This is a genomic window from Fibrobacter intestinalis (assembly GCF_900167415.1).
GTDB classification, from domain to species: Bacteria; Fibrobacterota; Fibrobacteria; order Fibrobacterales; family Fibrobacteraceae; genus Hallerella; species Hallerella intestinalis.
In genome coordinates this window covers 1-19,910 of record NZ_FUWU01000019.1, presented here as the reverse complement: position 1 = coordinate 19,910, position 19,910 = coordinate 1, and the positions used below count along the sequence as shown (strand labels likewise).

The following is a 19,910-nucleotide window of genomic DNA, read 5'->3' as shown; positions in this document are numbered from 1 at the left end:
CGTCCACAGTGCGCCTCATCTGTAATAATTCAATTTGCGTTCAATATAGGCAAAGAGCATACTCAACAACAGGTTCGCCAAATAGTAGAACACGCCGGCAACAAACAGCGGAAAAATGCTCGCATAAGCGGCCTGCTGCTTTTTCGCCAGCGCAAAAAGTTCCGTTACGGCGATGACTTGAGCCAGCGAAGTGTCTTTCACCAGAGTGATGACTTCATTGGCGCTAGCCGGAACAATCCGCTTGATGACCTGCGGCAAAATGATTCGGAAAAAGGTCTGTCTGCGAGAAAGCCCAAGCATCGCCGCCGCTTCATATTGTCCACGGCTAATCGACTGAATACCTCCTCGGAAAATTTCGGCAAAATAGGCGGCATAATTGATGGAGAATGCTGCAATGACCGCCGGAAATCGATCAAAAGAAAGTTGCATTCCCGAATATTCCGACAAATAATACGACCCAAAATAAATAGCGACGATTTGCAATAAAAGCGGCGTTCCCCGCATCAAAGAAATGTAAAACGAAACCGGATAACGTATCGCCCGAAAACGACTCATTTTCAGCACGGCGACAAGCAATCCCAGGGGAAGCGAAAAGAGCAGGGTCAGTCCGAAAATGGCGAGAGTCGTGAGGAATCCGCCCCACAAAATCGGCAAAAGCGAAGCGAGATCTGACATAAGCCGATTTATTTGCCAAACCACTTTACGGAAATTTCGGCAAAAGTGCCATCCGTGCGCATGGTATTCAATACGCTGTCCACGGCATCCCGCAATTTCAAGTCCTTTTTGCGAAAACCGATGGCGTATTCTTCTTCATTCATCCCTTCTTCCGCTAGCACGCGGAGCGATTTCGCATAAGCCGCAATCAGATAGTCCGCGACAACTTCATCGAGAAATACCGATTCCACGCCGCCCTTTTCCAAATCCATCAACGCCGTCAGATTGTCATCAAATGGAATCAACGCCGAGGCCGACTTGCCCGCATCGGAGGCTTCAAGCAGTTTTTGCGCAGTCGATCCGTTCTGCACCGCAATTTTTTTGCCGGCGAGCATGGAAACTTTTTGAATCGCCGAATCCTTGACCACAAATACCATGCGATTTTGCAAGTAAGGAGCCGAAAGGCTCATCGCAGCAGCCCGAGAAGAATCGACGGACATCCCGTTCCAGATGCAATCGATTTTGCCCGTATTCAATTCCTGTTCCTTGGCATCCCAGGAAATCGGCTGGATGCGAAGAGTCACTCCCAAACGGCTCGCTACTTCCTTGGCCAGATCGATGTCAAATCCGACAATTTCATTTTCCGTATTGCGAAATCCCATCGGCGGGAAAGAATCGTCCAATCCGAGAACCAGTTCGCCGGCAGCTTTGATTTTTTCCAAAGCGTCGGATTCTTTTGTTTTTTCCGTTTCCCGGCAAGCGAGCAGAGCAAATGCAATACAAAAAAGAGGAATCCATTTTTTCATGACGATCTCCATTCGAATTTGACACAAAATCTAGTTAAATGAAAAAAAGCCTCCACAAAAAACTCGCAAACGATTTCATTTTGCGCCCCATTTTCAGAGCGGGATTCCTAAAAACGGAAATTTTCACGTTTCCGATTCCTCCCCGAGCAACTTCCGGCATCCACAACAGAAGCTAGTCCGCAGACGCCGAAAGCCTTTCTGCGTCATCATTCCGCGTCGGAAAAAAGTGCGGGTTTCCAAAAAGTTTCTTCCGCAATTTTTGTATCGTCTGCGATTGCATAGCCAAATCGAGAGAACCCAACTTGACCGCCTCTTCATATAAACGAATTTTGAACTCCACTTTTCCAAGAATCGTCTTGAGCGTTTCCATTTCCTTTAAAACGTCTGCTTTGCGTTTGCGAAAAAGTTCCAACCGATTTGGCAAAGAAGAATCGCCTTCGCTGAACCATTCAATGTATTGGCGAATATCCTTGAGCGACATTCCCGTCATTTTAAGACATTCGATCATCGAAAGCCAGCCAATATCTTCATCGTTATAAGTACGAATGCCGGAATGCGTCTTTTTGACAAACGGCAGCAAACCTTCTTTTTCGTAATAGCGAAGAGTATGTGCGGAAAGCCCTGTCTTCTGTGCGACCTGACCGATGGAATAAGGCATAGAAACTCCTAAAAACGTTTTAAATATAGACCTTGGATTTGCGCAAAATCAAGAAACTGGGCCCCTTCGTCCCGTAATTTTATTTTTACACTAAAAGAAAACAAAAACGCTTGTCTTAAAGTCAACTCTAACTCGTGTATTATTACTTGAAATTCGCACCATGGGATTTCTTCATTTCATAAGGAGTTTTGAATGGCCTGTTTTGTTGTTCCAGCGGCAGAAGCCGCCATCGTTACCATCGCCACCCACGTTCTGGAAAAAAAGGCGATTCAAAAGGAATCCAAGGAACTTTCTGTTGAAAAAGTGGATTTTGCGCCAAAGGAGCCGCTTTATAAAAAATTGAAATTGCTCTCCAATTTACTTTGGGGCGGTTCAGCTTTGCTGGCTTTTGAACACCTGTGGCACGGGGAAATCCAACCTTGGTATCCGTTCCTGACGGCGGCGCAAGATGCGGCGGAAACCCAAGTGATGTTACACGAAATGGCTACGGTCGGCGTATCCATGGCGGCGTTGGTCACCACCGTCTGGGCGGGAATCATCGCTTTCAAGAGCGTTATGGCCAAGCGCGCCGCATTGCAGCCTCTTCCGATTGAAGAGAAAAAGGAAAACTGATATGACGCTGCTGGTCGTTTTATTCGCAGCCATTTTTGCAAGTATTCTCTGGTATAAGGACGCTCCGAAAAATCTGTGGCGTTTTTCCACATTGTGCTATTGCTATTGGGGAGCTTCCCTCATGTGGCTTGTGGATGCAGCTTTTGAATACGCCGAGCAAAAGGCTGAATTTTTCACGCCGGCTCTTTCCGATATGCTGAACGATGCCGTTCTCGGATTTGCCGCCGTGGCTCTAGGGCTTTTGATTTGGCTTGCCAACTTAATCGTCAAAGATCCTAAACGGGTCATTCGTCCCTAAAAATTTTAAATCAAGAGGATTCAACATGGACAGAAGAGAATTTTTGAAAGCATCCGCAGGCGTTGCCATTGGCGGAACTGCAGCTGCAACTTTGGGCGTAAAGCCTGCCGCTGCCGCCGGAAAATCGGAAGCGGTTTCCGACGTGTATTTTTCTAAAACACTGGACGCAAAAACCCTCATCGCCCTTTATCAAAAAATCAAAGGGGACCGAATTCGGGGAAAAGTCGCCATTAAACTCCACACCGGCGAAAAGAACGGCCCGAACATTTTGCCCCGGGAATGGGTAAAGGAGTTTCAGGCGCAGGTTCCCAACAGCACCATTGTGGAAACCAACACGCTTTACAAAGGCGACCGCTACACCACGGAAGATCATCGGGAAGCTTTAAAAGTGAACGGCTGGACTTTTAGCCCGGTGGATATTATGGACGAAGAAGGCGAGACGGCGATTCCTGTCAAGGGCGGCAAGCACCTGAAAGAATTGCACGTGGGAAAGCACATGCTGAATTACGATTCCATGATTGTGCTGACTCATTTCAAAGGCCACGCCATGGGCGGTTACGGCGGCTCCTTGAAAAACATCGCCATCGGTTGCGCCGGCGGACAAATCGGAAAAAAGGAAGTCCACGGCGTCCCCTTGGATGCAGACGCTTCAACTGTTTCCTGGCCGGGAAAATCTTACTTTATGGAACTGATGGCAGACAGCGCCAAAGCGACTTGCGACCATTTCGGAAAGAATATTGTATTTTTGAACGTGATGCGTCGTATGTCCGTGGATTGCGACTGTGCGGGGCTTCGGGCTGCGGAACCTACCTGCCGTGACATCGGGATTCTCGCTTCCACAGACCTTTTGGCTATCGACCAGGCGTCCATCGATTTGCTTTACAAGTTGCCCGCCAACGAATTGCACGACATCAAGGAACGCATTGAAAGCCGTGAAGGTCTGCACCAGTTGGAAGCTGCCGATGCATTGAAATTGGGCAACCGTCGCTACAACTTGATAGAAATTTAACCAAGGAGTTTTATGTCTCTCGGAATTCCCGAAATCATCTTGATTGCCGTGGTGGTGCTTCTGCTTTTTGGTGGCAAGCGGATTCCTGAACTTGCCCGCTCTCTGGGCAAAGCCAAATACGAATACAAGAAGGCAAAGGAATCGCTGGAAAAGGAAGCCGCCGATTTGGAAAAGACCATTGACAAAGCGGGCGAAACTGCAGTAAAAGCAGAAAAGGCTGACCTTTCCGAAAAAGAAAAATCTTCGGAAGCATAACCCAAAGCCCAAGAAAAATTTTGCAAGACCAAGACAATCCAAACGAAAGCAGCCTGATTTTTCATCTGGAAGCATTGCGGAAAATGCTTATCCATAGCTTCATTGCACTGGGAATAGGCTTTATCCCTATGTTTTTTGCCGCTCCCTACGCTTTGGATTTTCTTTCGGAACGCATTATTGTGGACACCCACGCCACCCTCCATTACTTTTCGCCCATGAAGGTTTTTTTATTGCAGCTGAAACTTGCCGCCCTTTTGGATGTGGTCATCTGCTTTCCGTTTATCGCTTGGGAAATCTGGAAGTTCATCCTTCCGGCTTTATACGACGATGAACGGAAATTTTTGCGGGGACTGGTTTGGCTTTCCAGCAGCTTGTTTGTAATAGGCGTCGTCTTTTTCTTGACTCTTTGTTTCCCCCTGATTCTTAAGTTCGGAGTCAGCTTTTCAACGGAATCCTTGCAGCCCGTTTTCGGCGTTTCCAATATCGTGACCCTTGGCATTTGGCTTTCTCTGGCCTTTGGCGTTATGTTCCAATTTCCCATTCTCACATACGCATTGGTGCGCTGGGGATTTTTTTCATACGAATCTGTTCAAAAAAAGCGTCCCTTTATCATTATCCTGATTTTGATTCTGGCAGCTCTTTTGACTCCGCCGGACATTGTAAGCCAACTGATGCTGGGCACTCCCACTTATTTGCTTTTTGAAGCGGGGCTGTTCTTTGCCCGAAAATACAGGAACGCTCCCACCATGAAAGAGCAGCGGGACGCTCGGGATATTGCGTCGTTTGACGTGTTTGCGCCTAACGGCGGCAGTAAAAAAATAGAGGAAAGTGAAAAAGCAAAAGAAGCGGACAATCGTCAAGGCGGTGAAAAATGAAAGAGAACTATCTGGAACTGGGATTTGCCAAATTGGATCTTTCTCGTCGGGAGCGCACAGGATTTGACGAAACGGTTTTTTGCTCTGGAAAAACGAAGGAACAGCTGCTCCAGATTTTTTCGGCATTTCAAAAAAATTCCTGCAATGCTTTGGGCGCCCGATGCTCATGGGAACAGTATGAATTTGTACGAAACGCCATGCCGGAAGTGCACTACGACACCACTTCAAAAATTCTTTCTTTAAGGAATCGAAAGCCCCAAGCCCTTGCCGGGAAAATCGCCATTTGCTGTGCCGGGAACCGCCGACTTGCCCATCGCCGAAGAAGCGGCAACTGTTGCCGAATTTCAGGGAGCGACCGTTGAAAAATTCTTTAACATAGGCGTTGCTGGGCTTCATCGACTTTTGTCCAAAATTGAACAAATTCGCAGGGCAAATGTGGTTATCGCCATCGCAGGAATGGAAGGAGCCTTGACGGGAATTCTTGCTGGACTTGTGCAAGCGCCCGTTATTGCCGTGCCTACTTCTGTAGGTTATGGAGTCTCCTTACAAGGAATCGTTCCTTTGCTTTCCATGATCAATTCCTGCGCCGAAGGAATTTCCGTAGTAAACATCGACAACGGATTTGGTGCCGCCATCCAAGCCTGCCGCATTTTAAAACAAATCGCCCACCATTAAGTTTCAAGTCCCATTTTTAGGAGATGTTATGGCAAAGTATTTATATCTGGAAGGTGCCAGCGGAATTAGCGGAGACATGACAGTTGCCGCTCTTTTGGATTTGGGAGGAAGTCGGGAAAAACTGAACGCCCTTTTCGCCGATTTACACAGCCTGGGTTTGCATTACGCTCTTGAACGGAAAAATTCCTATAGCATTTCCGGATTGGATTTTCAGGTTTTCGTTCACGGAAAAGACGCGGACCATACAGAGCACCACGAAGAATCTTATCACGAAAATCACGAGCATCACTACCACGAATCTCATGGACATCATGGGCATTCTCACCGCCACCTTGCCGAAGTTTTTGAAATCGTGGACCAGGCGAAATTGACACCTCGTGCCAAAAATCTCGCCCACCGCATTTTTGAAATCATCGCCGACGCGGAAGCCAAAGCCCATGGCGTTTCTAAAGAAGAAGTGCATTTCCACGAAGTGGGCGCGCTGGATTCCATTGCGGATATTTTGGCAGTCTCCGTTTTAATGGATGATTTGGGCGTTGAAAATACCGTTGTAGAATCGCTGCACGAAGGTTCGGGAGAAGTCCTGACCCAGCACGGTGCGCTCCCGGTTCCCGTTCCTGCCGTGGCAAACATCGCAGCCACTTACGGAATTGCGCTCCAAAAGACAAGCGTCAAAGGAGAAATGGTCACCCCTACAGGCATCGCCATTGTCGCCGCTTTGCGTACAAAAAAACGCCTTCCCGAAATTTACCAAATTGAAAAAATCGGCATCGGGCTGGGCAAACGGGATTTTGGAAAAGCGAATTTTCTGCGGGCTATGATTTTAAATGATGAGGCCAACTCTTCTGAAAAGAAAAATGCAAAAGAAAAATCCATCCAGATTTTAGAAGCGAACATCGACGATTCCACCCCAGAAGAATTGGGATTTGCCATGGAAAAATTATTTACTGCTGGAGCTGCCGATGTGAATTTTATTCCCTGCCAAATGAAAAAGAACCGTCCGGGAGTTTTGTTGAAAGCCATCGTTCCCGAAGGGGAAAAAGGGGAAAACGTCGCCGATGCCATTTTGCGTTATACCACAACCATCGGCGTTCGGCAATACGCCGCCCGGCGAATCTGCATGGAACGGAAAATTCAGGAGGTTCCTACAAAATACGGAATCCTTCAAGTCAAAAAATGCAGTTGGAAAGACATTGTCCGCTTTTATCCGGAATACGAAAGCGTCTGTGAAGCCCAACAAAAAAATCCGGCTGCTACCTTCCGGGAAATTTTTGACGAAGCCCGTCGCATTGCCGAAGCCTCGTTCACCGAAGGATTCGCCGATTAAAACGAAAATTTTCCATTGATATGACTCCGGAATTACAAAATAAATTGCAGACTTTGCAAAATTTTCTGTGCAAACAAGAAAGTGTCGCCGTAGCTTTTTCAGGCGGAGTGGATTCTACGTTTTTATTGAAAGTTGCCCACGACGTTTTAGGTGAAAAAGCGGTTGCCATTACCGCAATGTCTGAATTTTTCACGGAACGCGAAAGGCTAGAAACGGAAGCGTTTTGTACAAAAGAAAAAATCCGGCAAATCTTTTATCCTTTTAAAGCACTCCATGTGGAAGGCGTTGCCGCAAATCCAAAAAATCGATGCTACTTGTGCAAGCGTCATCTTTTTTCAGAATTTCAAAGGATTGCCGCCAGCAACTTTTTATCCGCCCTTTGCGAAGGCAGCAACGTGGACGATTTGCAAGACTATCGCCCCGGATTGAAAGCTATTGAAGAACTTCGCATTGAAAGTCCGTTGCGAGAGGCGAAACTTTCCAAAAAGGACATTCGGGAACTTTCCAAGGATTTGGGACTTTCTACATGGAATAAACCTTCTTTCGCCTGTCTTGCTTCCCGATTTGTTTATGGGGAAAAAATTACGGAGCGCCGTCTGGAAATGGTTTCCAGCGCCGAACAATTTCTTTTTCAACTTGGATTCAAGCAGTTCCGAGTCCGCATTCACGGAAGCGATAGCAACGAGTTGGCAAGAATCGAAGTGCTTCCTAAAGATTTTGAAAAATTATTTCAGCACAAAGCGGCGATTCTCCGCGAATGCAAACAAGCTGGATTCGCTTATGTTTCCTTGGATTTGGAAGGATTTCGGAGCGGCAGCATGAATGTGGAAAATAGCTTTTCGACTTAACGTCAAAATCAAAGTTTGCGAAAACGACGAACGGCAAAAAATGTCATAAGAATATCGGCCAGAAGCGTAAGCAAACCCAGCCACAGCGGAGCAAATGCGTTGGTCAAATAAAAGGAGGAACCCATTTGAAAAAAGAAAAACGCCATAAAGAAAAAGAGTAAAGAAATTTGATTGGCAGCTCGTGCGCTTTTCGCATAAAGAGAAACAAGCAATGCAATGACGGTAAAAAGATTTGTCGAACAAAATCCCATCCAAAGCGTTTTCCATAAATAGACAAACAAACTTTCTGCAAGCATTTTCGCAAAAACGAATTCGGAAAGCACAAGGAAAAAAAGTGGAATCGGAATAAGAGCCAAAACTTTTCCCCAAAAAATACTAAGCGGATGAATCGGCAAAAGCTGCAACAGCTCCAAAGAATTGCGTTCCCGTTCGCCAGCAAAACTATCAGAAGCGAGCGGCACCACCATCGGAGAAATCAACAAAGCACAAAGCAACATGGTATAAGGCAAAACATCCGAATGCATCTGCTCCGAAAATAAGAACAGATGAGATCCTATTAAAAATAAGGGCGGCAGTAAAAAGGGAATGAGAAATTTCGGTTCCCGCAAAATTTGGCGCATTTCATGCCGAGCAATTCGAATCGCATTTTTCATTTTTTCAATCCCTGCGATTTCAAAGACGCCACGCATTCCCAATAAAATTTTTCCAGCGAAGGACGAACGGTTTTCACATTCAAAACTTCTCCCATCGTCTTTTTTGCCGAGGAAAGGAGGTGTTCGCAAAATGCCGCTTCCGTTTCTCCTTCCGGAATCCGCACCCGAATTTCCACTTCCCGATTTTGTAAATCCGAGACTTTTTTGCAACACAAAAGTTTTCCCCGTTCCAAAATGGCAAAGGATGTTGCGACTTTATCCATTTCGGCAAGAATATGCGAACACACAACAAGGGTTCCATTCGTTTGCCTTTTCCAATCGGCAAGAAGTTCCCACACCGTTTCTCGCGATTCCGGATCCAGATTCGCCACAGGTTCATCGAGAAGCAAAAGCGATGGACAAGGAAGAAGCGCGCGCATTATTTGCACTTTCTGCCGCATCCCCTGCGAAAGAGTTCCCATCTTTTGAAAGAGATTCAAAATACCGAGCGCATCGGCAAGTTTGGATAGACGCGTTTTCAAGTCGGGAACAGCGTAAAAATCCGCAAAAAAACGCAGATATTCTTCGATGGAAAGACGGGGATAAACGCCGGGATTTTCCAAGAGAATGCCGCACTTCGCCAAATTCAGCATTCCATTGGGGAGGCGCATTTCCGAATCCAATTTCACACATCCATTCAAAGCGGAAAGCCTTCCACAAAGAATTCGCAAAAGCGTTGTTTTGCCCGCACCATTAGGGCCCAAAAGCGCAAAGGATTCCCCTTTTCCAATGGCAAAGTCCACATTGTCCAAAGCCAAAGAGGACTGTTTAGAATAAGCGAAAGACAAATGGGAAAAATGAATACAGGCGGACATCGCTTCAATAATAGAAAACGAGAAAATTTTAAGAGTTTCGCCAAAAGGGACTACCCTATTTTTCACCCAATAAGAACGCTTTAAGGCAACCTCCAAAAAGGCATTTTCAAAAAATCGCTGGCCTTATCTATATTTGCCGTATGTCCGATTTTATTTCTCAAGAAGGATTCGACAAACTGATGGAAGAGTGGAAACGCCTCAAGTTTGTAGAACGTCCCGAAATGCAACGCCAAGTAGGAGCCGCCGCTGCTGAAGGCGACCGCTCCGAAAACGCCGCCTACACTTATGGAAAAATGCGGTTGCGGGATATCGACAGGCGATTGCGCGAACTCGATAAAATAATCGACCATGCAAAAGTCGTTTCGACGAACGCTCCTGCCGACGGATCCATCCGCTTTGGAGCGACCGTAACCCTCCAAGATAAAAAGACAAATAGACAGCGCATTTACACCCTTGTCGGCGTTCAGGAAATCGATCCCATCGCCGGAAGAATCAGCGTCAATTCCCCCGTTGGCATGGCTCTTATCGGTAAAAAACAGGGCGACAGCGTGACCATAGAAATTCCACGCGGAAAAGTGGAATACGCCATCATTGGAATTACGTACAAATGAACTTTGTCGATTCGCATTGCCATATGGATTCCTTCACCGAAAAATCCGGAATCGATTTAGATTCCTGGTGGAATACGGTTTCTCCCAAACCCGATGCGATTCTCCACGTCGCCTGCGAAAAATCCGGATTCGACTACGCCGAAAAAATTTCCCGTTTGTACCCGAACGTTTATACCGCTTTTGGCATTCATCCGCAAAATGCCGACTCTTATGACGCCGAAACCGAAGAATGCCTCATGCGACTTTGGGCTTCTCCTAAAACCGTCGGCATTGGCGAAATCGGATTCGACTACCACTATGAAACAGCATCCCGAAAAAAACAACGAGAAGTTTTTGAGCGCCAATTGGAAATCGGCTTGCCCTTTCATAAAGTTTTTGTTTTGCACTTGCGCGAAGCCGACGACGATTCTCTAAATGTTCTTCGACACGCCAATCTGCAAAATGCGACTCTCCATATTCACAGTTGCACGGCGAGTTGCCGTTTCGTAGAAGCGGCCCTTCAGTTGCCTTGCCGCGTTTACGTCGGCTTCACCGGAATTCTCACGTTTAAAAACGCCGAATCCGTCCGAGAAGCCGCAAGCCGCGTTCCTCTGAATCGATTGCTGCTCGAAACGGATTCACCTTACCTGGCTCCCGTTCCTTTTCGGGGCAAGCCAAGTCACGCAGGCATGATTCCCCAAATCGGCGAAGTTCTCGCCCAGGTAAAAAACATCCCTTTTGAAGAATTGATGAAGCAGGTTCGCCAAAACACCCGAGATTGCTACGGAATCTGACAGTTCTTGCGCGACAAAAAATACGCAAAGCCAATCAGCAACGAATCTAAAATGGAAAAAGCGCTAAAAGCGAAAAAGACGCTGGGAGAATAACCGTAACTGTGGAGACCGACACCCAAGAGGTTTACGCCAAAAAGACAGAACGCAATAACGACCAGCAAAAAAGCGGACAAAGCATCCCAAGTTTTTGCAGAAATCCAATTTCCGTGTTCCAGATGCAAAAGAATCAACGTCCAAAGCAGCACCAATAAAGCGGCGCATTCCTTGGGATCCCAGCCCCAAAAACGCCCCCATGCGATATCCGCCCAAAATCCGCCCAAAACCGTCCCCAAGGCAGAAAAGACAAAGCCAATCCGAAGAGTCGCCCGCAAAATGGAACGAAGCGATTCGGACGGTGCCTTTCTAAAAACGCCAAGCCACAAAGAAATATGGGCGGCAACACTCGAAAAAATCAGCGCGCAAAAGCCAAAAGCAATCGTCAGAACGTGCAAGGATAGCCAAAACGGCGAATTCAAAAGCAGGGAAACCGGTTCAAATGCGCCGCTGACCGGAAACGCCAATCGAAGAAGCGTCACCAGCAAAAATACGGTTCCCGCGCCCCCCAGCAAAACTCCCGACATCTTCGTTTTTGGCGCAACAATTCCCGTGAGAGCCGCAATGCCAAAAGCCACCGTCATCACCATTTCATAAAGCGATGCAAACGGCAAGCGCCCTTCGCAAATTCCCCGCCAAACAAATACCGTAAAAATTCCGAAAGCGAGCAGAACTTCTAAGATCCAGCCTGCCCGAAAAGCTCGCCGAGACCGGTTTCCCAAAGCCGCAAGGCAAAACGCGCAACAGGAAAGAATCCAAATAAAAAACATGGGATCAATGGACAGATAAAAAGCTTCCGCCTGCAATTTTCTCAATTCCTCCGATGATAGCGACTCCTCAGGCACAGCCCGATGCACAAGAAAATCCGACTGGATGGAATCGTACAAATCCAGCACCGAATTTAAACGGATGAATTCCCGCGTTAAAGGATGAGAGTCCTCGCGTTCCGCATATTGCCGAAGCAAAGGCCGAGCATTTTCAAATTCTGAACGCCGAAATGTTCTGCGGTTCTGCGGCAAATGCAGAATTTCCACCGCCGTCGAACGGCTAATGCGAAAAACTTCCAGCGAATCCGCAGTTCCATTCCAAATTTTCTGCAAAATTTCCGCGGCGGAAAAACCGTCGCATTTCGTTTTTTCACACAAACGCTCCGCCAAAAGGATTTCGAACGATTGGCGAGGGCGAATCCTAGATTCAAATCGGATCCAGTCGGGGATTTTCTTTTCCGTTAAATTCCAAGCACCGGCCAAAACCGGCAACAAAAAGAGTATCCCCATCAGAATGCGAATCATAAGCGGCGATTTCTCCAAAGCGGCAGTAGAGTTCCCAAAAGTCCGACAATCAGCAGGACGGAAAATAAATACGGTACAAAGCCAAACGGATCCCGCTTTACGTGCAGACGGGCGATTCCTTTTTCTGCGGAAAGCCACAACGACTCTTCAAAATAAAGCCGGTAAGCGCCTATGTTTTGCGGTTGGTTGTAGGCAACGCGAAGCGTGTCCCCATGGGAAAGGGAAATTATCGAGCAACCGTTGGAATCCACCGCCAAAATCTGAAAACCATCCGCCCGCTCTTCGTTCAATACAATGCGACTCCCGGCAAAACCCAATGCGGTAAAAGATTCCCGGGTACAAGAAGCGGCGAAACTTCCCGCTATCAGCACAAGAAGCGCAATGTGCGAGAGCAAAACTCCCCACTTTTTGGAAGTGTGCGGCATTCGGAAGAGCAAAGAACAAGTGATATTCACCCCAAAAAGGACTGCCCAGGTTTTCAAAGCCGGCAAAGGAAAAATGCCTGCGGCAAAAAAAATCCAGCTATTGAAAAAGCGTTCCGTCCCCAAATCCACACCCATCTGCGCATCAAAAAGAATTCCCCAGAACGACAGGACAAAAAGGGAGGCCAATAAAAAGATTCCCACCGGCAAAGAACCCAGAACCCGGACGCTTCGATACAATACTTTCACGGATTAAATTTAGCTCTTTTTGAAAGTACATTTCCTGCGTCGTTGCAGCGCAAAAAGCCACTCCACAAAAAAACAGCGATTCTCGAAAGAACCGCCGTTATCCATTTTCCGTCGAATTATTTATTGTTCACCCGGCAACGCTTCTTTTGAAGGGGCGTCATTCCCGGCTGGTCGCAAGGATCCGACGAAGTGGAAGCTGGCGTTGCCGTCGCTTTCGGAGCGCTTTGCTGGGCCTGCATCGCCTGGCGCTTGCGTTCCCGCGGAGAAAGTTCCTCTTCGGACTCTTCCACAGGTTCCGCTTTGACCTTCTTGACCTTTTTCCGGATAATCCTACGCTTGACAGTCTTTGTCGGCACGGAATCTTCTGCAGCTTCGACGACCGGCGGGGTTTGCTGCGCTTGCTTCTTTTTGACGGCTTTCGCGGCGGCTGCAGCTTCAGCAGCTCGTGCCGCTTCAGCTTCTGCGGCAGCAATGGAATCCCGGCGCGCTTTGGCGGCATTCTTTTTCTTTTCAAGGGCCGCCTTGCGAGCGGCCTGAGCCTGAGCCTTAGAAAGGGGGCGGGCTGAAGCCTTGAAAATTGCATCAGAATTAGCGGGATCCTTAAAAACGCTGCCCGGAGCACCACGACGGCCTTGCGCATCCGCCAAAGAACCCGTCGCCCAGGAATCCCCGGCAATAGGCGGCAAAAGCGAAACTTTCAAATCCTTGATTTTCGTGTCGAATTCGTCCGTGCCGTCGGAATAGAAAATCATCACGTCGTAAATTCCCGCCTGGTATTCCAAACCGTCGGACGCCCCCACGGGAGCCTCCGCATAAGCGACTTCAATATACAACTGGTCGTTGTCCATGCTGTTGAAAAGCAAATCGACGTCTCCTTGCGGAGCTTTTACCTTTCCTTCGGCGACAAAAGCCCATGGCGCATAGTCGACGCGGATTTTAAACTGGTGATAGCCGTTCACCGCTTCGTCCAGAACCAAGTAATCGGCATTAAAGGCCTGGAATGACGGTTTTATTTGCGCAAAGGACAATGCCGTCACGCAAAGCACAAGAAACATCGATAGTTTTCTCAGCATTTTCAACTCCTCAATCTTGAAATTCAAGCACCATCCGAAAATCAAGAACTTCATCCCTCTTTTCCGATAGCGCCCATATCCCTTATTTGTTAAAGAACAAAGATTTTGCGGCTTCGAACATGGCGTCCTTTTCCGTTTCCTCTCGGCATTCCGTATAAATACGAACTTTCGGTTCCGTTCCAGACGGGCGAATGAGCATCCAGGAATCGTCCTCGAAGATGATTTTGACGCCATCCACGGTCAAGAGTTCGCGCACCGTCTTTTCTTTGTCACCTACCTTGACCTGGGCCCCAGCCTTGGCCTTATCCGCAACAGCCATTACCTGTGCAGCAAGCGGAGCGCCGACTAGCGATTTGTCCACTTCAAAACCGGCACGGCTCGGATAGAATTTACCGAACTCCTTATACAAATCGTCCAGGTATTCCCCGAGGTTTTTGCCCGTCGTCGCCATGATTTCAAGGGCGAGCAAAAGGCCGAACTGCGCATCCTTTTCAAGGGTGTTGTTCAATCCCGAGATGCCATCCGATTCTTCGAATGCGATAAGTCCTTTCGGATTCGCCGAGCGAGAAAGCCAGGGACGGAAATTTTTGAATCCCACGGGAGTTTCCATCACGGGAACGCCCAACTTGTTCGCGATGACATTCACAAAATTGGAAGTCGCCACGGACTTGGCGACAACGCCCTTTTCCTTGCGCCACGTCACCATATAGTGGAATGCAATCGCGCCAAAACGGTTCATGTCAATTTCACGGGAACCGTCGTAGAAACGCACGCGGTCGCCATCCGGATCAAAAATGCAACCCAGCCGATACCAGCTCTTGCTCTGATCCAAAATACGCTTGACGCCTTCCAAATTTTTGGAACTCGGTTCCGGTGCGATGCCACCAAAAAGCGGATCATCCTCGGTGCGCAGACAAAGCAGGCATTGCGGATTGCCGAGAATGGCATTCGGACGCCCACGGGTAGCGCCGTGCACATGATCGCAGACCAGAGTCAAGCGACCTTCGTCCAAAAGCTTCTGGATTCGAGCAAACTGGATTGTCCCCTGCTTGTGCAAGAATTCGTTGTAAATCGCCACGGAGTCGATTTTCTTGACTTCGACGGATTCCAAGTCTTCCCGCTGGAAATCCTTCATCATTTCATTGGAAAGCCGAGTGATAACGCTCGTGATTTCGGGGCCTGCGGGGCCGCCGTCCACCGGATTGAATTTGATGCCCGCGTAATTCGACGGGTTGTGGCTCGGGGTCATATTGATAGAGCAAGCCGCCTTGAGCATTTCTATCGCCGCCGAAAATTCCGGGGTGGCCATTTCGCCGCCGTAATAAATTTTCTTGACGCCCGCTTTGGCAAAGACCTGCGCTACCGCCATGCAAAATTCGTCGCCGAGAAGACGGTTGTCGTGTCCCAAAACGATGCCGCGTTCCTGCAATTCTTCAAAGCCGGAAACGCCGAGAGCAGCAAGCAAATCCGCATCCGCTTCCCGATACATGCGGATAATCGCCGAAGCGATCACTTCCACCGTGCGCAGGGTAAATTCCGTTCCGATTTCTCCGCGAAAGCCGGAAGTCCCAAAACTGACCGTGCAAGGCGTTTCACTGGCAAGCGCGATTTTTTTCACGCTTTCTACCAGATTCATGTCGTTAGCCGATTTAAAATCGGGAGATTGGATTTTTTTCCAAAGTTGTGCAGCAGTTTCCATTCGTATTCCTATTGGATAAATTTGACCTGTATAATTTAATAAATTTCAAAAATTCCGGACAGCAAAAGCAAAATGGGAGGCCGAACCGTTTATGCTGTCCATTTTACGGGCACACTTCTGAATCAAAACGCCCGGATTTTTACGCGCAGCCACCGTGAAGATGGTCGTGCGAACCCAAAACCCGATGCGGCACTCCATGCGCTATCAAATCGACTTCACAGCCATACATTCCCTGCACCATCTCCGGCGTTATCTGCGATCCGGAATGAAAATGCACGTCCCGGTTCACGCAGGCGACGCTCTTGACATGGCTGGATAGCACCATCAAATCGTGACTGACAATGATAATCGTCATCCTTTGATTCAGTTGTGCCAGCAGCCCGTATAAATCCTCTTGGCCCTTGGCGTCGATATTGCTGGAAGGTTCATCCAAAAAAAGAATCTGCGGATTGGACGCAAGGGCCCGCGCAATCAGCACCCGCTGACGTTCCCCGCCGGAAAGCTCCCCCAGCCGCCTTTCAGCAAAAGACTCCATTTTGACGGTTTCCAGAGCCTGTCTCACCTGGTCCGAATGGGACTTGTAACGGAGAAGCCCCGTCGCCACCGTTTCCTCGACCGTTATTGGGAACTCCAGATTGCCGTTCGTATTTTGCGGGACATAGCCGACCGAGATCTTTTTTGTCGGAACCTTTTCTCCGAAAAGCCGGACACTTCCCGCCGACGGATTCAAAAGCCCGACAATCAATTTCATCAATGTACTTTTGCCGCCGCCGTTCGGACCGATAATCGCGAGAAAATCGCCGGCACGAACGCTCATGTTCACATGGGAAAGAACCGGCGTTTTGCCATAAGAAAAGCTCACGTCCCGAATTTCTATCGCCGGGAAAAGATTCATTTTCCATCTCCCGCAAGCGTTTTCAAAAACAAAAGCAGATTTTCGTTAAAATCGTAGGCCAGCGGATCTATCGATACGATTTTCGCCCCGATTTCCCGCGACAAGGATTCTGCGGCCCGGCGGCTGAATTGCGGCTGCACAAAAACGATTTTTGCACGGTTCGCCTTTGCCGTCTGGATCAGGCGCTGCAAATCCTGCGGTTTCGGTTCTTTGCCGTCCATTTCCACGGCAATTTGTTTCAATCCGTAATCCCGCGCCAAATATCCATAAGAAGGATGAAAAACGATAAACGTCCGACGTTCCTCCGGCAGACTACGCACCGCTTCCGTAAAGCGGACGTCCAGAGCCGAAAGTTCGCGAGAAAAATTTTCCAGATTAGTCCGGTAAAATTCCGCCGACGCCGCATCCGCTTCCGAAAGGACCTTGCAGATATTGGACGCAACCAAAATCACTTGCCGTGGCGAATTCCATAAATGCGGATCGAGTTCATGATCATCCCCGTGCCGATGCCCGTGTTCTTCAGGTTCCGAAATAAAAGAAATCCCTTCGGAAAGGTTCGCCACCCGGACTTTGGAATTCACGCTTAAAAAACGCGGACGCCAGGCTTCGTCCAAACCGGAGCCATCCGAAAAATAAATCGAAGCGGAAGCGAACTTTTTTAGCGCGTCCGGTTTGGGTTCAAAAGAGTGCGGATTCGCATTGGCGGGGACGAGGGTAACGACATCCACGCGATCCCCGGCAATTTTTCGCACCATTTTTGCATACGGAGCCAGCGTAACGGAAACCGTGATCGCCGGAGCCGCAGCGACTTCCAAAAGAGCAAAAACGACAAGGATAAAAAAACGCAGCATGAAAAAATTTCCTCGGATGCAACAATATATAAAATTGCCGTCGCTCTAGTTTCCGCATTGTCGAAAATCAGTTCGAGTCCAGTAAAATAAAGCGTTTCGGAGGGGGCGTTTTCCATCTAAATCGGCGATTGCACAAAAAAATCAACTTAAAATCAAAACGACAATGGTCAATATAGAAACAAAGAACGACCATTTCACGGCATTCGACGACCTCGCAGACATCTTCAACGCATTTTCCAAGAACGGGTTGTCAAGACGCTGCACCTCGTAATGCAGCGCACGCGGTGAAACGACGACCTTTTCAACGGCGAACACATCTATCGCGCCATTGTCACGAACGACTTCGGCTGGACGCACATGCCCTTCTCGCATCTTTACGAAAACACCGCATTCCTTGTCATGACAAACAATAGCGAAGAAGTTCTACCGGTACTTCATGGAACGCTGTTTGAAACACATTGGCGGACTCGAAAGGAGGAGCAGGGTAAAACGCTCGTGAACTGGTTCATTTCCGTGCCCGCGAAGTGGATAGTTCCGGTCGGCGGCTGGCGCTCAAGCTGTACACGCCTTGCGGCTTTTACAATCGATGGCCGCTGAATCTTCTCCGCAGCTTGGGGAAGGGCTGTTTTTGAGCAAAAGGGCGATGCTTGCTGTTTACTGCGGCGTTGAGGATGCGGTAAAATTCGCAAGTTTTCTCTTCAACGTCATGTTTCTACGCGGAAATCAGGGAGCATATCTTTAAAGGATTTTTTCTGTTCTCGCCGCTAGACTTTGAAAAGCTTGGAAAAACGAAGATTTGAAGCCCCAACTTCCATCTTTCCGAGAATCGAACGATAAACTTTTCCTTTCTTAATCAATCTATATTTATGCAAAAATTCGCATTTACGCATCGCTTTAACAAAAAATCTTGCTATATTATTCGCATGAGCTTCAGAAAACCCAAAAACATCGCTTTAGAATTGGTTCCGCGCACGCTCGACGGCGTCCTTGCCGAAGCCAGAGAGTCCCTTTCCTCGTTTCCGTTCGTAACGTCCATCAACATTCCTGAAATCCGACGCCTGCCCATCAAATCGTTTGAACCTTCGAAGCGCCTTCTGGAATCTGGCCTGGTGACGACTCCGCATTTTCGGCTCATCGATAGAAGCGAAAAAGATCTGCTGCAAAAAATTGCCGTCCTAGTGGAAGCGGGACTATCCCAAGTTCTGCTTATCGGCGGCGATCCGCCCAAAGAATCCCCGGATTTCGTCCCTTCCGGACTCACCACGCTTCAGGCGATTCAAGCGGTCAAACGGGAATTTCCCCAGCTCAAAATCTATACGGGGCTGGACCCCTACCGCTCTTCGTTCCGCGAAGAACTCGACTACGCCCGAGCCAAGCGGGATGCGGGAAGCGACGGATTTTTTACGCAGCCGTTTTTTTCCGTTGGCATGCTGGAACTCTGGCTGGAACAATTGCCGGATGCCGAAATCTGGTTCGGCATTGCGCCCGTCTATACGGAACGCAGCCAGAATTACTGGGAACGCGTGAATAAAGTCGTTTTCCCGCCGAATTTCAGTTTCGACAGGGACTTTAACACGAGGCTTGCCCGCCAACTTCTGGTGACGATTTCCGAAACGCAGCAGCGCGCCTACTTGATGCCGGTCGCCAATGGAGCTCTCGCGTATCTGCGGGATATTTTCGAAGCGTAAAGAGAAAACGCAATCTAAACGCACTACGGCATTGTCAAAGTCAAAGCTTTATTCGAAAACAAAGCGACCGCTCTCGTCGGAAAATAATTTTGACGAAGTGGTTAGTTCGACCAACGGTCCCTGAGTTTATTGAAGGACGCCAACCAGGGTTCGGCAAGCTCACCATCCAAGACTCAGCCGCAGAACACTAATCCCGAACCAAGCAACTCGAGAGGAATTTTGTACATAAGACCCGAAAATTTCGCCCGGCTACCTTCAGAGTCCGCGGTCCGAAGCTAGAGCGTTCTCTTAAGACTTTCGATTTCCGCAAGGGATAGGCCGGAATACCTGGCAATCTCGGCTTCGGTCAGCAACTTTTCCCGCAGCATCGCCGTGGCGATTTCCCGTTTTGCAGACAGGGAGCCTTCAGCATGACCTTCTGCACGGCCTAGGCCAACCCCTTCCGCAAGTCCCGCAGCATGGCCTTCAGCGCGTCCTTCCTCGCGCCCCAGCCTGCGTCCCCGCAGAACGCCGTCGGCGATGCGCACATCGATTTCGTCCTGAGTCACCATTTCCTTCGCCTGCTCCTTCAACAGTTCGTCCTGCGCCGAACCCACGCGGATGCGTTCCAGTGCGCCGCTGGCCAGGGGGTCGCCGAAGTCCCGGACGTTTCCCCTTTCGCCGGCGTGGGTGAGGAGGTAGAGCCACAGGTCCTCCCGGGATTCGGGACCGGACAGCTCGCCGCGCTCCTTCACGAAGTT

The 19,910-nt window shown here is 48.7% G+C and carries 24 protein-coding genes and 1 pseudogene; 12 read left to right on the top strand and 13 right to left on the bottom strand.

Annotated elements, in window-relative coordinates:
• Nucleotides 1–15: 15 nt before the first annotated feature.
• The 3 genes from B5D40_RS06740 to B5D40_RS06730 all read right to left on the bottom strand — a co-directional run bounded on the left by B5D40_RS06740 (nucleotide 16) and on the right by B5D40_RS06730 (nucleotide 2,118).
• Nucleotides 16–675 (bottom strand): amino acid ABC transporter permease, encoded by a 660-nt coding sequence (locus B5D40_RS06740; RefSeq protein WP_073302136.1) that lies wholly within the window; start codon nucleotides 673–675, stop codon nucleotides 16–18.
• 8 nt (nucleotides 676–683) lie between these two features.
• The gene (locus tag B5D40_RS06735; RefSeq protein ID WP_078776324.1) at nucleotides 684–1,460 is read right to left on the bottom strand and encodes an amino acid ABC transporter substrate-binding protein; all 777 of its coding nucleotides are present in this window, start codon (nucleotides 1,458–1,460) and stop codon (nucleotides 684–686) included.
• Nucleotides 1,461–1,632: 172 nt separating this feature from the next.
• The gene (locus B5D40_RS06730; RefSeq protein ID WP_078776300.1) at nucleotides 1,633–2,118 is read right to left on the bottom strand and encodes a MerR family transcriptional regulator; all 486 of its coding nucleotides are present in this window, start codon (nucleotides 2,116–2,118) and stop codon (nucleotides 1,633–1,635) included.
• 192 nt (nucleotides 2,119–2,310) lie between these two features.
• Here B5D40_RS06730 and B5D40_RS06725 point away from each other — a divergent pair, with 192 nt between their 5' ends.
• From B5D40_RS06725 to larE, 9 genes are read left to right on the top strand one after another with little or no spacing between them, the layout of a single operon-like run.
• Entirely contained in the window at nucleotides 2,311–2,730 is a 420-nt protein-coding gene (locus B5D40_RS06725; protein WP_078776299.1) for a hypothetical protein, read from the top strand.
• A gap of 1 nt (nucleotide 2,731) precedes the next feature.
• A complete protein-coding gene (locus B5D40_RS06720) occupies nucleotides 2,732–3,028 on the top strand; it encodes a hypothetical protein (RefSeq protein WP_078776298.1) in 297 nt (98 codons plus the stop codon).
• A 25-nt stretch (nucleotides 3,029–3,053) separates the two neighbouring features.
• Nucleotides 3,054–4,037 (top strand): DUF362 domain-containing protein, encoded by a 984-nt coding sequence (locus B5D40_RS06715; protein WP_078776297.1) that lies wholly within the window; start codon nucleotides 3,054–3,056, stop codon nucleotides 4,035–4,037.
• A 12-nt stretch (nucleotides 4,038–4,049) separates the two neighbouring features.
• The gene (tatA, locus tag B5D40_RS06710) at nucleotides 4,050–4,292 is read left to right on the top strand and encodes a twin-arginine translocase TatA/TatE family subunit (protein ID WP_078776296.1); all 243 of its coding nucleotides are present in this window, start codon (nucleotides 4,050–4,052) and stop codon (nucleotides 4,290–4,292) included.
• 20 nt (nucleotides 4,293–4,312) lie between these two features.
• Nucleotides 4,313–5,167 carry a twin-arginine translocase subunit TatC gene (gene tatC / locus B5D40_RS06705; protein WP_078776295.1) on the top strand — a complete coding sequence of 285 codons (855 nt, stop codon included), beginning with the start codon at nucleotides 4,313–4,315 and terminating at the stop codon, nucleotides 5,165–5,167.
• Complete coding sequence (locus tag B5D40_RS15905) at nucleotides 5,164–5,529, top strand: hypothetical protein (protein WP_198951013.1); 366 nt, start codon at nucleotides 5,164–5,166, stop codon at nucleotides 5,527–5,529. Before tatC ends, B5D40_RS15905 begins: the two co-directional genes overlap by 4 nt.
• Nucleotides 5,456–5,842, top strand: coding sequence for a nickel pincer cofactor biosynthesis protein LarB (gene larB / locus B5D40_RS15900; RefSeq protein WP_198951014.1), 387 nt, complete (start codon nucleotides 5,456–5,458; stop codon nucleotides 5,840–5,842). Before B5D40_RS15905 ends, larB begins: the two co-directional genes overlap by 74 nt.
• A gap of 28 nt (nucleotides 5,843–5,870) precedes the next feature.
• Nucleotides 5,871–7,169: a nickel pincer cofactor biosynthesis protein LarC gene (gene larC, locus B5D40_RS06695; protein WP_078776294.1), complete on the top strand. Its 1,299-nt coding sequence runs from the start codon at nucleotides 5,871–5,873 to the stop codon at nucleotides 7,167–7,169.
• A gap of 20 nt (nucleotides 7,170–7,189) precedes the next feature.
• Nucleotides 7,190–8,017 (top strand): ATP-dependent sacrificial sulfur transferase LarE, encoded by an 828-nt coding sequence (gene larE / locus B5D40_RS06690; protein ID WP_078776293.1) that lies wholly within the window; start codon nucleotides 7,190–7,192, stop codon nucleotides 8,015–8,017.
• An 8-nt stretch (nucleotides 8,018–8,025) separates the two neighbouring features.
• On the opposite strand, the gene B5D40_RS06685 is transcribed toward larE, so the two are convergent.
• Nucleotides 8,026–8,706 carry an ABC transporter permease subunit gene (locus B5D40_RS06685; protein ID WP_078776292.1) on the bottom strand — a complete coding sequence of 227 codons (681 nt, stop codon included), beginning with the start codon at nucleotides 8,704–8,706 and terminating at the stop codon, nucleotides 8,026–8,028.
• Entirely contained in the window at nucleotides 8,667–9,524 is an 858-nt protein-coding gene (locus B5D40_RS06680) for an ABC transporter ATP-binding protein (RefSeq protein ID WP_143159288.1), read from the bottom strand. Before B5D40_RS06680 ends, B5D40_RS06685 begins: the two co-directional genes overlap by 40 nt.
• A 140-nt stretch (nucleotides 9,525–9,664) precedes the next feature.
• Between B5D40_RS06680 and greA the strand changes: the two genes are divergently transcribed.
• Complete coding sequence (gene greA, locus B5D40_RS06675; protein WP_078776291.1) at nucleotides 9,665–10,135, top strand: transcription elongation factor GreA; 471 nt, start codon at nucleotides 9,665–9,667, stop codon at nucleotides 10,133–10,135.
• Nucleotides 10,132–10,908, top strand: coding sequence for a TatD family hydrolase (locus B5D40_RS06670; protein WP_078776290.1), 777 nt, complete (start codon nucleotides 10,132–10,134; stop codon nucleotides 10,906–10,908). The genes greA and B5D40_RS06670 overlap by 4 nt, the downstream gene beginning before the upstream one ends.
• On the opposite strand, the gene ccsA is transcribed toward B5D40_RS06670, so the two are convergent.
• The 7 genes from ccsA to B5D40_RS06635 all read right to left on the bottom strand — a co-directional run bounded on the left by ccsA (nucleotide 10,896) and on the right by B5D40_RS06635 (nucleotide 17,854).
• Nucleotides 10,896–12,293, bottom strand: a complete 1,398-nt coding sequence (ccsA, locus tag B5D40_RS06665) for a cytochrome c biogenesis protein CcsA (protein ID WP_078776289.1) — start codon at nucleotides 12,291–12,293, stop codon at nucleotides 10,896–10,898. The genes B5D40_RS06670 and ccsA overlap by 13 nt on opposite strands.
• Entirely contained in the window at nucleotides 12,290–12,964 is a 675-nt protein-coding gene (locus tag B5D40_RS06660; protein WP_143394399.1) for a hypothetical protein, read from the bottom strand. Before B5D40_RS06660 ends, ccsA begins: the two co-directional genes overlap by 4 nt.
• 116 nt (nucleotides 12,965–13,080) lie before the next feature.
• Nucleotides 13,081–14,037, bottom strand: a complete 957-nt coding sequence (locus B5D40_RS06655; RefSeq protein ID WP_143394400.1) for a hypothetical protein — start codon at nucleotides 14,035–14,037, stop codon at nucleotides 13,081–13,083.
• Nucleotides 14,038–14,119: 82 nt separating this feature from the next.
• Complete coding sequence (locus tag B5D40_RS06650; RefSeq protein ID WP_073302168.1) at nucleotides 14,120–15,736, bottom strand: phosphohexomutase domain-containing protein; 1,617 nt, start codon at nucleotides 15,734–15,736, stop codon at nucleotides 14,120–14,122.
• Nucleotides 15,737–15,875: 139 nt separating this feature from the next.
• Nucleotides 15,876–16,631, bottom strand: coding sequence for a metal ABC transporter ATP-binding protein (locus tag B5D40_RS06645; RefSeq protein WP_073302170.1), 756 nt, complete (start codon nucleotides 16,629–16,631; stop codon nucleotides 15,876–15,878).
• Nucleotides 16,628–17,482, bottom strand: a complete 855-nt coding sequence (locus B5D40_RS06640; protein WP_078776286.1) for a metal ABC transporter solute-binding protein, Zn/Mn family — start codon at nucleotides 17,480–17,482, stop codon at nucleotides 16,628–16,630. The genes B5D40_RS06645 and B5D40_RS06640 overlap by 4 nt, the downstream gene beginning before the upstream one ends.
• 141 nt (nucleotides 17,483–17,623) lie before the next feature.
• The gene (locus B5D40_RS06635; RefSeq protein ID WP_078776285.1) at nucleotides 17,624–17,854 is read right to left on the bottom strand and encodes a hypothetical protein; all 231 of its coding nucleotides are present in this window, start codon (nucleotides 17,852–17,854) and stop codon (nucleotides 17,624–17,626) included.
• A gap of 551 nt (nucleotides 17,855–18,405) precedes the next feature.
• On the opposite strand from B5D40_RS06635, the gene B5D40_RS06625 reads away from it, so the two are divergent.
• A complete protein-coding gene (locus B5D40_RS06625) occupies nucleotides 18,406–19,170 on the top strand; it encodes a methylenetetrahydrofolate reductase (protein WP_158222107.1) in 765 nt (254 codons plus the stop codon).
• A 275-nt stretch (nucleotides 19,171–19,445) separates the two neighbouring features.
• On the opposite strand, the pseudogene B5D40_RS06620 reads toward B5D40_RS06625, so the two are convergent.
• A pseudogene (locus B5D40_RS06620) lies at nucleotides 19,446–19,910 on the bottom strand (hypothetical protein); the annotation flags it as partial.